The organism is Natronospira sp. (assembly GCF_007134575.1).
Classification (GTDB): Bacteria; Pseudomonadota; Gammaproteobacteria; order Natronospirales; family Natronospiraceae; genus Natronospira; species Natronospira elongata.
The window spans coordinates 1-11727 of record NZ_SLKM01000020.1 but is presented as its reverse complement, the minus strand read 5'-3'; the positions used below and the strand labels follow the sequence as shown (position 1 = coordinate 11727).

8 protein-coding genes are annotated in these 11727 nt (G+C 61.9%); 3 read left to right on the top strand and 5 right to left on the bottom strand.

Annotated elements, in window-relative coordinates; all coding sequences use genetic code 11:
* The 5 genes from ACJWXQ_RS00835 to gspC form a co-directional block, all read right to left on the bottom strand.
* The coding region (locus ACJWXQ_RS00835; protein WP_406671941.1) for a bifunctional nuclease family protein at positions 1-514 on the bottom strand (514 nt) is incomplete at its 3' end.
* Positions 515-618: 104 nt separating this feature from the next.
* A complete protein-coding gene (gspF, locus tag ACJWXQ_RS00830) occupies positions 619-1851 on the bottom strand; it encodes a type II secretion system inner membrane protein GspF (RefSeq protein WP_406671940.1) in 1233 nt (410 codons plus the stop codon).
* Positions 1852-1855: 4 nt separating this feature from the next.
* The gene (gene gspE, locus ACJWXQ_RS00825; protein WP_346053048.1) at positions 1856-3436 is read right to left on the bottom strand and encodes a type II secretion system ATPase GspE; all 1581 of its coding nucleotides are present in this window, start codon (positions 3434-3436) and stop codon (positions 1856-1858) included.
* Positions 3423-5474 carry a type II secretion system secretin GspD gene (gene gspD / locus ACJWXQ_RS00820; protein WP_346053038.1) on the bottom strand — a complete coding sequence of 684 codons (2052 nt, stop codon included), beginning with the start codon at positions 5472-5474 and terminating at the stop codon, positions 3423-3425. Before gspD ends, gspE begins: the two co-directional genes overlap by 14 nt.
* A gap of 53 nt (positions 5475-5527) precedes the next feature.
* Positions 5528-6460 (bottom strand): type II secretion system protein GspC, encoded by a 933-nt coding sequence (gspC, locus tag ACJWXQ_RS00815; RefSeq protein WP_346053040.1) that lies wholly within the window; start codon positions 6458-6460, stop codon positions 5528-5530.
* Positions 6461-6697: 237 nt separating this feature from the next.
* On the opposite strand from gspC, the gene ACJWXQ_RS00810 reads away from it, so the two are divergent.
* The 3 genes from ACJWXQ_RS00810 to clpA all read left to right on the top strand — a co-directional run bounded on the left by ACJWXQ_RS00810 (position 6698) and on the right by clpA (position 11716).
* On the top strand, positions 6698-8920 hold the full coding sequence (locus ACJWXQ_RS00810) for an adenylate/guanylate cyclase domain-containing protein (RefSeq protein ID WP_346053042.1): 2223 nt from the start codon (positions 6698-6700) through the stop codon (positions 8918-8920).
* A gap of 141 nt (positions 8921-9061) precedes the next feature.
* Positions 9062-9394 carry an ATP-dependent Clp protease adapter ClpS gene (gene clpS, locus ACJWXQ_RS00805; RefSeq protein ID WP_346053044.1) on the top strand — a complete coding sequence of 111 codons (333 nt, stop codon included), beginning with the start codon at positions 9062-9064 and terminating at the stop codon, positions 9392-9394.
* A gap of 57 nt (positions 9395-9451) precedes the next feature.
* Complete coding sequence (gene clpA / locus ACJWXQ_RS00800; protein WP_406671939.1) at positions 9452-11716, top strand: ATP-dependent Clp protease ATP-binding subunit ClpA; 2265 nt, start codon at positions 9452-9454, stop codon at positions 11714-11716.
* Positions 11717-11727: the final 11 nt, after the last annotated feature.

The window sequence follows — 11727 nt, the reverse complement described above, 5'->3', positions numbered from 1 at the left end:
TCTGTTCTTCCTCCGGTGCGCGGAAGTCGAATTCCAGATCGGCTCGCAGAATCTTGCGGGCAACCTGGATTTCCGTTCCCGAGCGCACGGCCAGTGCAAGGCCGTCACTGGGGCGGGTATCCACTTCGATCAGTGCTTCCTGGCCGTCCTTTCGCAACATCAGACGGCCGTAATACGTACCGTTGCGAAGGTCATGGACTTGCAGGGAGATGGCTTCGGCATCCAGGGCCGACAGGGTCCTGGCGAGTAGATCATGGGTCATGGGGCGAGGTGTACTTACCTCATGCAGACCCTGAAGGATGGCCTGGGCTTCCATCACTCCGATGAAAATGGGGACGACCTCGCCACTGTCGGGCTCCCTGAGAAGCGCCACGGGGGCACCACTGCGCTCGTCCAGGCCAACCGTGGCCAACTCCACGGTGACCAGTTCATCGTCTTCATTGGCCAGGGGGTTGCCCAGGGAAATGACCAGGGCAAGCAGAATGGCAGCCAGGGAAAGCAGGGCAGGGCGCATGGCATTGACCTCCGGGACCGAACGCACATGTCCACTATGCAACGTCCTGCCAGCCGGTTAAAGGGGTATCGGTACCAGCGGCACGGCCGCCTGGCAGCCCTGAATCAGGCCACCAGCCGGTTCAGTTCCAGGATGGGCATCATCAGTGCCAACACGATGATCAGCACAATCAGGGCCATGACCATGATCAGCATGGGCTGAAGGAGGGACATCAGGGTCGATGTCAGGGACTCCATCTCCCGCTCCTGATTGGTGGCCGCCCGGTCCAGCATTTCCTCGAGCTCGCCAGAGGTTTCACCGCTACGGATCAGGTGAATGGTCATGGGCGGGAACAGACCACTGGCCGACAGGGAGCGGCCAATGGGGGCCCCCTCCCTGACCCGATTGGTGGCCTCTTCAATGGCCTTGCGCATGGGCAGGTTGCTCACCACTTCGCCGGATATGCGCATTGAGTCCAGCACCGGCACGCCGCTGCCGGCCAGGATGCTCAGGGTTCGGGCAAAGCGGGCCGTATTGAAACCCCGGTTCATCCGGCCGATCAGGGGCAGGGTGAGCAGAAAGCGATGGAAACGCCGCTTGGGTCCCTCACGCTGAAGGGCATGTCGAATGCCGAACCAGGCTGCAACCAGCAGCAGGCCAATCCATATACCGAAGTCCTGCAGAAATTCGCTGGTCGCAATCAGACCCTGGGTCAGGCCCGGGAGGTCCTGTCCGGTATCTTCAAACACTTCTACCACTTGCGGGACCACGTGCACCAGCAGGCCGACGATGATCAGTACTGCCACCACGGTCAGCACGATGGGGTAGACCATGGCCTGGGATATCTTCTGGCGCATGATCTGGCGATTCTCGGTGTATTCGGCCAGGCGCTCCAGCACCCCGTCCAGGTGGCCGGATTGCTCACCCGCGGCCACGGTCGAGCGATAGATCTCGGGGAAGGCGTTGGGAAATTCGGCCAGGCCATCGGCCAGGGTGTGACCTTCCATGACCCGGGAGCGCACAGCCATCAGAATGCTCTTGATGCGCGGTTTTTCCGACTGCTGGGCCACCGCGCTGACGGCCTCTTCAAGGGGGAGGCCGGCTCGAATGAGAGTGGCCAACTGGCGAGTGAGCAGGGCCAGATCCCCGGCGCTGATGCCGCGGCCAAGGGTGGGAATGACGGCACGTTTCTGACCGCCGCGACTGACGGTCTTGCGCCCGGATACCTCCTGCACATCCAGCGGGGTCAGTCGCTGTTCACGAAGCTGTTGCCGGATGTGGCGGGCGGTGTCGCCCTCGATCACGCCCTTTTTCTGCTTGCCCTTGATATCCAGTGCGGTGTATTCAAATGCGCCCATGTTGTCAGTCTTCCCGCGTGACTCGGACCACTTCCTGAATGGTGGTTTCCCCGGCCAGTACCTTGCGTCGCCCGTCTTCGCGAATGCTTGGCGTCAACTGGCGGGCGTAGCGCTCCAGAGCCTGTTCCGAGCTGCCATCATGGATCATGGTGCGCATGTGATCGTCGATGGGGACCAGCTCGTAGATGCCCATCCGCCCCCGATAGCCGCTGTGATTGCAGGCCTCGCAGCCCTTGGGGCGGTAGAGGGTCAGGCGTTCCTGGTCGGGCAGACCGATCATTTCACGTTCCCTTTCCTCGGGCTCGTAGGCTTCCTTGCAGTCGGGACAAAGACGCCTTACCAGCCGCTGGGCGGCCAGGCCCAATAGCGAGGAGGAGAGCAGGAAAGGCTCCACCCCCATGTCACGCAGCCGGGCCACGGCGCCGATGGCGGTATTGGTATGCAGGGTGGAGAGCACCAGGTGACCGGTGAGACTGGCTTGCACCGCAATTTCGGCGGTTTCCAGGTCACGAATCTCACCCACCATGACCACGTCCGGGTCCTGACGCAGGATGGCCCGCAGACCGCGGGCAAAGGTCATATTGACCTTGGTGCTGACCTGGGTCTGGCCGATGCCATCGAGGTAGTATTCGATGGGGTCTTCCACGGTCATGATGTTACGGCTGGTCTCGTTCAGCCGGGTAAGGCTGGCATAAAGCGTTGTGGTCTTGCCCGAGCCGGTCGGGCCGGTGACCAGAATGATGCCGTGGGGCTTGTGGATCAGCTCGTCCATGAGCCGCTGGGCCTTGGGTTCCATGCCCAGGTGGTCCAGGTCCAGTCGTCCGGCCTGCTTGTCGAGCAGTCGAAGCACCACGCGCTCGCCGTGGCCGGAGGGCAGGGTGGAGACACGCACGTCCACGGCACGGCCAGCTACCCGCAGGGAGATGCGGCCATCCTGGGGTACCCGTTTTTCGGCGATGTCGAGTTTGGCCATCACCTTGACCCGGGATACCAGCAGAGGGGCAACGGCTCGCCGTGAGGTCAGTGCTTCCCGCAGAACCCCATCTACACGGAAGCGAACCACCAGACGATTCTCGAAAGGCTCAATATGGATATCCGAGGCCGATTCCTTGACGGCTTCGGTGAGCAGGGCATTGATCAGGCGAATGATGGGTGCGTCATCATCCGCTTCCAGCAGGTCCTCGGGTTCCGGCAGTGATTGGGCAACACTGTTGAGGTCGACATCTTCCTCGATGCCTTCCATCATCTTGTTGGCCGAGCCGGCATCCTCGTAGGCCTGTTGGAGGATATTGTCGAATTCCTCGCGGGAGACCTTGCGGGGCGAAAGCGCAACCCCGGCGTAGCGACGGGCTTCCCGGAGACAGGCCGGTGTCACACCAGGGCGGCAGATCAGTTCGATGCGACCGTCGTCGAGTTTCTCACCCAACAGCACGCCGTGACGGCGGGCGAAGGCGAAGGGAAGCCGGCCCGCAACTTCCTCTTCTTCCGCCCCCTCGACAGGCGCCTCAAACTCCTCGCCTGCTTCCCGGAGGCTGTCTTCCGTCCGCTCGTCGGCGGCAGTTTGGAGGGGGTCAGTCGTCGCCATCATTATCCTCGTCTTCCATGTCCAGACGGGGTCCCCGGCGGCTGCTGCCGTCGTTCTCGTCCTGGTCATGGTGAGGCGTGTAACGGAATTGCTCCAGTGGCTCGAGCTGGGGGCGGCGGGCGCCATGAATCAGTGGCACACGGCTGCGATCACCGGCCTGGACATCACGGATGCGGTTGTACTTGGCTTCCGTGTAAAAGCGCGATTCATCCGGGCCACGCAGGATCACCGGCTTGAGGAACACCATCAGGTTGCGTTTTTCGGAACTGGTGCTGGTGCTCTTGAACAGATTGCCCAGTACAGGAATGGCACCGAGGATGGGCACCCGTTGCTCCTGTTCCCGGAGCTGCTCATCGATCAGGCCGCCGAGGACAATGACCTCACCATCCTCGACGATGACTCGCGTGTTGATGGAGCGCTTGTTGGTAATCAGGTCGGCAGCGCCACTGACCCCGCCGGCAATGCTGGACACTTCCTGCTCGATATCCAGAAAGACCGCATCACCCTCGTTGATACGCGGAGTGATCTTGAGGGAAATGCCCACGTCCTCGCGCTGAATGGTCTGGAAGGGGTTGCCGAAGCCGGTACCGACCCCGCCGCCACGCTGATCCCCCCGATCACCGCCACGGCCCGCGCCGGGGCCGGAGAAACTGCCGGTGATGAAGGGAACCTGCTGGCCCACGGTGATTTCTGCTTCCTCGTTATCCATGGTCAGCAGCGTGGGGGTGGAGAGAATATTGGTCTTGGAATCGCCGGCCAGGGCCCGGAATAGAGCAGCGAAGTCCAGGCCACCAGCCCGGGTCCGGCCGACGCCGAACAGCAGGCCGTCACCAGCCGCTTGCAGGCCCTGCTCGGGCGCACCGGCGGCCACGGCGCCGCCGATGGTGCCGATGTCCGCGCCGGACTGGGGGAAGCGGGTGATGCCGAAGGGGTTGCTGCCACTTTCATCCACCGCCGCCCAGGTCACGCCCAGTTCACCGGTCTTGTCCTCACTGACTTCGACGATGATGGCTTCCACCAGCACCTGGGCGCGGCGGATATCCAGTTTCTCAATGACGGAGTTGATCTCTCGCATCTGCCGCGGCGGGGCGGTGATGACCAGGGAATTGGTGCCTTCATCAGGGACAATGCTGACCCGTTCACCTTCCCGGGCATCATCACCATTCTCGATATGGCTTCGAAGCACCTCGGAGAGTGTGGAGGCATCGGAGTAACGAAGGTATCGGACCTGAGTGTTGCCGCCAGCCTCCAGGGGCGTATCCAGATGAGAGATCAGGGCCCGCATGCGCATGCGTTCACTCTGGCCGCCTCCCAGGAGGACACTGTTGCTGCGCTCATCAGCCACCAGGCTCAGGGGGACGCCGTCTTCGGCCCGGTCGCGGCGGTCCATGGAGGTCAGCACCCGGACCACTTCGCTGGCCGAGGCATGTTCCAGGCGAATGACTTCGATTTCATCGTCCTTGGCCCGGTCGATACGACGAATCAACTGCTGGATGCGTTCCACATTGGCGGTGCGGTCGGCGATCACGATCATGTTGGAGACCGCCACTGCCGCCAGATGGGAGTGTTGGGGAACCAGCGGGCGCAAGATGGGAACCAGTTGGGCGGCCGGCACATGCTCCAGCTGAATGACGCGGGTTTCGATTTCATCACTGAAGTGAACAGTGCTGGCGTCCAGTTCCGAGCCGGGCATCTGTCGGGCGTCGGAGGAGGGGACAATCTTGATCGTGTTGCCGCTTTCCATGGCAGCGAAGCCGTGCACCTGAAGGATGGACAAGAAGGTGTCGTAAACATCATCTGGCGCAATCGGGCGCGACGACGTCACGGTGATGCGCCCCTTGACCCGGGGATCAATGATGAAATTCTTGCCGGTGACATCCGAAATGGTATTTGCCACTTCCCGAATATCGGCTTCCTTGTAGTTCAAGGTGACCTTTTCAGCCATTGCCCAGGCGGGCATCAGCAGCAAGAGTGCCAGAGTCATGGCCAGCATTCGGGCCGGTCGCGTGGTTTTCTTTTCCAGGCTTTGCTTACTCATCGTTCTCTGCTTCCAGTTGTCTGTTGCCAGCCGGGCTGCCCTTGGTGCAGCAATCATTGTCCCAGCGAGATGGTCACGGAGGTTTCTCGTCCGCCCCGACGAATGGTCAGTTCCACGGAACTGGCGTCTTCCAGCTCATTGAGCAGGCGCATACCCGCCGCGGCGCTGTCCAGGGGGGTGCCGTTGACGGCGGTCACGATATCGCCGGCGCGCAGTCCCATCTGCTGGAACTCGTCGCGCATGCGCCCGGGGAAAACCCGGAATCCCACCATCTCGCCGTCTTCGCGGTGGGGAGTGGGGCGGATGACATCGGTAATTCGTTCGGGGTTCTCGCGAATGCTGTCGCGCAGGCCGGCCACGTCTTCCGGAACGGTGTACTCGTCACCATTGCCCCGGTCTTGCCGGGCCGTCCTGTCCGAGGCCTGAGCGCGCACCAGGCCGTCCTCGCCGTTTTCCCGGGGCAGTCGCAAGGTTTCCAGCTCTCCGCCGCGCTCAAGAATCACGCGGTTGGAATAGATTGCCCGCAGTGTGGCGCCGGAGCCCAGGCTGTCGCCGACCTTGTAGCTCTTGTCCTCATCCCGGCCCGAGGCAATGATGGCGCGGGCCATTTCGGGGATTTCGGTGGCCAGGACCCCCCGCAATTCCAGATTGAGCTGTGTTTCAGGGGCGTTCAGCTCGGCCAGGTCAATTTCTTCGGTGGTGTCCTCTTCCGGGTCCGGTTCGCCGAACACCGACAGGGCCAACAGCTGCTCAAGGTCCGTGTGGTCCTCGGTATCCGGAACCTCGGCAACGGACGGGGCTGGGCCGCCGTTGGCGACCGGGGCATCGTCAAGGGGAATGACTCGCCAGGCGATATCCGCCACGGAATAGGCGATAGCGATCACCAGCCCCAGCGTGAACGCCGTAGGCAAATGACGCGCAAGCCCTTGCAATCGCTCACGATCGAATCCCCCCAACTTTTTCAGACTCCCTGGATCGAGACGCATTCCGCCGTCCGCCTGACGCCTGCCAGCAGGCGTCTGTGAAAAAATGACCGAAACGACAATCATACGGACTTGCGCACCGCCGGCTCAAGCCTTTCCGTCCGTCAATGGCGCCCGGCCACTGATCCCGAGATCACGGCCAGCGGTTGGCGCGATTGTTGTAAAGTGGACTGTCAGGGCATCGGCAGGTTCAAATAGTAATATGAGCGAGGGGAATTTCTTAAGGTGAGTGGTCGCGGCATGTCAGCGCCAATTTGGAGCAGACACCCCCGGGAGCTGCAGATCCGGCTGCTGATCAGCGCCGTTTTGCTCGCTGTTTTTGCCGGCCATGCCTCCGGTCTGACCCCGATCCGGGTCATTTCTCATCTCGAGAACCTGGCCTACGACACCCGCCTGCGCATGACCATGCCCATGTCGGTGGATGAAAATATTGTCATTGTCGGTGTCGATGAGCCAAGTCTGGCCCAGGAGGGCCGCTGGCCCTGGCCCCGGGATCGCATGGCGGCGCTGATGGACCAATTGTTCGAGCGCTACGAGGCCAGAGCCGTGGGTCTGGATGTGGTTTTTGCCGAACCGCAGGATGGGCAGCGGGTTTCTTCCGCCGCTACCCGTGCACACAGCCAGTGGCGCTCTCTCGGAGGCTGGCTTGAGCCCAGCAGACCGGAGGAGCGCGAAGTGACCGCCGATGAAATCCTGGCCAATTCCCTGCGGGGTCGGCCGGTGAGTACGGCGATGTTGCTGCGGGACAGTGAGGAGGGCTATTCGGTGGGGGTGCTGCCGAGCCCGGTGATGCGCTGGGAGTCCCTGCCCCATGGGCTGGAGCCAGTGGAATCCGAAGGCTATACCGCCAATATCTCCCAGGTGGCCGAGGCGGCCACCAGCGGTTTTACCAGTAATCCCCTGGTGGACCCGGATGGCCATTTTCGGCGCATGCCCATGTTCTGGGCCCATGGTGGTCAGATCTACCCGGCCATGACCCTGCAGCTGGCCTGGCTGGTGTCTGGCTACAATGACAATCCCCCGGAAATCGATGCCTATCGCGGGCGATGGCCATTCAAGGCTTACCGGATGCAGGTGGGCAGTTCCAGGGTCCTCATGGACAGGCAGGCCGCCATACACATACCTTTCCGTGGGCCCCGCTTCAGTTTTCCTTACGTCTCCGCTGCGCAGGTCCTCAACGGCGAGGACCTGGATGGTCTGTTGGACGGCAAGGTGGTGCTGGTGGGGGGGTGGTCCTCGCGCCTGACCCAGATGCATGCCACCCCCGTGGATCAGGCCATGCCCAACGTGGAGGTCCAGGCCAATGTGCTATCCGCCCTGCTCGACGGGCGGATGCTGCACAGCCCCATGAATCCCGCCCTCAGCGAGATTCTGCTGCTGCTGTTGCTGGCGGTGCTCCTGACAGCGGCGTTCATGGTCTTTGGGGGCTGGGGGTCGGTCTTATCTGCCGTGGTGGTCCTGGTCAGCTTCAGTGGCTTCAACCTGGCCATGTGGCACTGGGCTTCGGTGGTCCTGCCCTATGCCTCGGTGGCCCTGTTCGTGGTGGTCCTTTACGTGCTGCATCTCCTTTACAGCCAGGTCATTGAGGCCCGCTCCCGAAGCCGCCTGTCCGAGGTGTTTGGCCAGTATGTGCCCAAGGAGTTGGTTCAGGAGCTGAACGAGCGGCCCCAGCGGGTCAGCCTGGCCGGTGAAAGCCGCCATATGACCGTGCTGTTTTCGGACATTCACGGTTTTTCCGGCATTGCGGAGGCCCTCAATCCGCGCCAGTTGACCCATTTGATGAATGAGTTCCTGACCTCGATGACGCGGGTCATCCACCAGCACCGGGGCACGATCGACAAATACATGGGCGATTCGGTAATGGCCTTCTGGGGGGCACCCCTGGATGCCCCGGACCATGCCCGCAAGGCGGTCATGGCCGCCCTGGACATGCAGAAGGAGATGGACCGGCTCAACCAGCGGTTCGGCGAGCGAGGCTGGCCGCAGCTTCGCCTGGGGATAGGCATCAATACCGGTCACATGAGTGTCGGCAACATGGGCTCGGAGTTCCGTATGGCCTACACGGTGATGGGCGATGCCGTGAATCTGGCATCCCGGCTGGAAGAAATGACCCGCCGCTACGGGGTCGGCATCATCGCCAGTGAATTCACCCGCAACGCCGTGCCCGAAGTGCGATTCATGGAATTGGGCCGGGAGTCGGTGCGCGGTCGGGAGAGCGTGGTGACCGTCTATGAGCCTTTGGGCCTGCCGGATCGCTTGACGGAGCTGGATGAGCAGCGCTCCCTCCAGTATGAGCGGGCCCTGGATGCCATGCGTGCCGGGCGGGACTGGGAAGTGGAGATGCTGGTGGAAGGGCTGCTGGTGTCTGACCCGGCCCGACACCGCCTGTATCGCTGGTTGCTGGACCAGCTTGATGGCCGGTCGGCGATGAATGACGGGCGGTATGGAGAATCCGCGGGATAAATGGGTCTATACCCGAAAAGGGGCTGATGGCTGTATCCCCTTGAATTTCCCGGCTTCCGGGCCAACCATTGGGTTGTGAGCGGCGTCGAAGGGTAACGCCGCCCTTACTGCCCGGCATGGGAATGGATTAAAATACAGGGTATGAGAGCGCAGAAAGGACAACAGAATTCCAGCCCGGAGAACCCGGGGGTTGCCGTTCAGGAAGCCAAGCCTGCGGTAAAGCGGCCGCCGCTTTACAAGGTTCTGCTCCTGAACGATGACTTTACCCCCATGGACTTCGTGGTTGAGGTGCTTCAGCGTTTTTTCCGCATGGACCGGAACAAGGCGACGCAGATCATGCTCAACGTGCACACCCAGGGGAAAGGGGTGTGTGGAGTTTTCACTTTCGAGATCGCGGAGACCAAGGTCGCCCAGGTCAATGACTACGCCAAACAGCACCAGCATCCATTGCTGTGCACCATGGAGCAGGCCTGACATGTCGTCAGCCTGTCTTCCGACCGCCAACCGCAACGCCAAGGGCAAAGGTGCGACATGCTGAGCAAGGAACTGGAATTCTGCCTTAACGCCGGCTTCAAGGAAGCTCGCCAGAAGCGGCACGAATTCATGACCGTGGAGCACCTGCTCCTGGCGCTGCTGGATGCCGCGCAGGTCATTGAAATTCTCCAGGCCTGTGGTGCCGACCTGGAGCAGCTCCGCCAGGAGCTGGCCCACTTCATCGACGAAACCACGCCCTTGCTGGAAGAAAGCGAGGGCGATGATGTGCAGCCCACGCTCGGCTTCCAGCGCGTCCTGCAGCGGGCCGTCTTCCATGTGCAATCCTCGGGCAAGAAAGAGGTCACCGCCGCCAATGTGCTGGTGGCCATTTTCGGCGAAAAGGAAAGCCACGCCGTCTATCTGCTTGGCAAGCAGACCATCACCCGCCTGGACGTGGTTAACTTTATCTCCCACGGTATTTCCAAGATTTCCGACGACGACGGTACCGAGAGTCAGAGCGAAGAAGATGTGGCGGTGGACGAGGGCGATACCTCCCCGCTGGACAAATACACCACCAATCTGAATCGTCTGGCTCGGGAAGGCCGGGTCGATCCCCTGATTGGTCGTGCCCAGGAGATCGAGCGCACCATTCAGGTGCTCTGCCGACGTCGAAAGAACAATCCCCTGTTTGTGGGCGAAGCCGGGGTGGGCAAGACCGCCCTGGCCGAGGGCCTGGCCCGGCGTATCGTGGACAAGGAAGTGCCGGAACCGCTGGCCGACAACACCATCTACTCGCTGGACCTGGGTGCCCTGATTGCCGGCACCAAGTATCGGGGTGACTTCGAGAAACGCCTCAAGGGTGTCATCGCTGATCTCAAGCGTCGCCCCGGATCTGTGCTGTTCATTGATGAGATTCACACCATTATCGGCGCTGGTGCGGCGTCCGGCGGTGTCATGGATGCCTCGAATCTCATCAAGCCGGTACTGACCAATGGTGATTTGCGCTGCATTGGCTCCACCACCTATCAGGAATACCGGGGCATTTTCGAGAAGGACCGGGCCCTGTCCCGGCGCTTCCAGAAAATTGATGTGCCCGAACCATCGGTTGACGAGACCGTGGAGATTCTCAAGGGCCTGCGAGGTCGCTTCGAGGAGCACCACGATGTGAAGTATCCGGAGCGCTCCCTGCGGGCGGCGGCGGAGCTATCGGCCCGTTACATCAATGATCGTTTTCTGCCCGACAAGGCCATTGACGTCATCGATGAGGCCGGCGCCAACATGCGCCTGCGCCCCGCGACCCGTCGGCGCAAGACCATTCACGTCTCCGACGTGGAGGACATCGTCTCCCGGATTGCGCGGATTCCGCCCAAGACGGTCTCTTCCACCGACAAGGATGTGCTCAAGAACCTGGAGCGCAATCTCAAGCTGGTCATTTACGGTCAGGACCGGGCCATCGAGACCCTGTCCTCGGCCATCAAGATGTCCCGTTCCGGGCTAGGGCAGCAGGACAAGCCCATTGGCTCCTTCCTGTTCGCCGGCCCCACGGGCGTAGGCAAGACCGAAGTGACTCGCCAGTTGGCGCAGGTCATGGGCATTGATTTCATCCGCTTCGACATGTCCGAGTACATGGAACGGCACACGGTCAGCCGCCTGATTGGCGCGCCACCCGGTTACGTGGGTTATGACCAGGGCGGTCTGCTGACCGAGGCGGTGACCAAAAAGCCCCATGCCGTCCTTTTGCTGGATGAAATCGAAAAGGCCCATCCGGAGGTCTTCAACATCCTCCTGCAGCTGATGGACCACGGCACACTGACTGATAACAACGGTCGCAAGGCGGATTTCCGCAATGTGGTGCTGGTCATGACCACCAACGCGGGCGCCCAGGAGCGGGCGCGGGCCTCGGTCGGCTTCGTCGCTCAGGACAACAGCAGTGACAGCATGGAGCTGATCCGCCGCATGTTCACCCCGGAGTTCCGCAACCGCCTGGATGCCATTGTCGAGTTCGAGAACCTGGACGAGCGCACCATTGCCCAGGTAGTGGACAAGTTCCTGATCGAGCTGGAAGCCCAGCTGGAAGAGAAGCGGGTGGGGCTGACCGTGGACGAGCCGGCTCGGGCCTGGTTGGCCGAGCGTGGCTACGATCCTCAGATGGGTGCGCGACCCATGGCCCGACTGATTCAGGACAGCATCAAGCGCCCGCTGGCGGAGGAGTTGCTCTTCGGCAGCCTGGTCCAGGGTGGCAGTGTCACGGTGACGGTCAAGGACGGCGAGCTGGATCTGGCGGTGAAGTCCGCGGAAGACGAGGCGGTGCTGGAGAAATAGCCGGCCGGTTT

Bases quoted from the DNA above. Each gene is read 5' to 3' on its own strand.
- gspF (WP_406671940.1), bottom strand. From the start codon at position 1,851: ATGGGCGCATTTGAATACACCGCACTGGATATCAAGGGCAAGCAGAAA.
- gspE (WP_346053048.1), bottom strand. From the start codon at position 3,436: ATGGCGACGACTGACCCCCTCCAAACTGCCGCCGACGAGCGGACGGAA.
- gspD (WP_346053038.1), bottom strand. From the start codon at position 5,474: ATGAGTAAGCAAAGCCTGGAAAAGAAAACCACGCGACCGGCCCGAATG.
- gspC (WP_346053040.1), bottom strand. From the start codon at position 6,460: ATGCGTCTCGATCCAGGGAGTCTGAAAAAGTTGGGGGGATTCGATCGT.
- ACJWXQ_RS00810 (WP_346053042.1), top strand. From the start codon at position 6,698: ATGTCAGCGCCAATTTGGAGCAGACACCCCCGGGAGCTGCAGATCCGG.
- clpS (WP_346053044.1), top strand. From the start codon at position 9,062: ATGAGAGCGCAGAAAGGACAACAGAATTCCAGCCCGGAGAACCCGGGG.
- clpA (WP_406671939.1), top strand. From the start codon at position 9,452: ATGCTGAGCAAGGAACTGGAATTCTGCCTTAACGCCGGCTTCAAGGAA.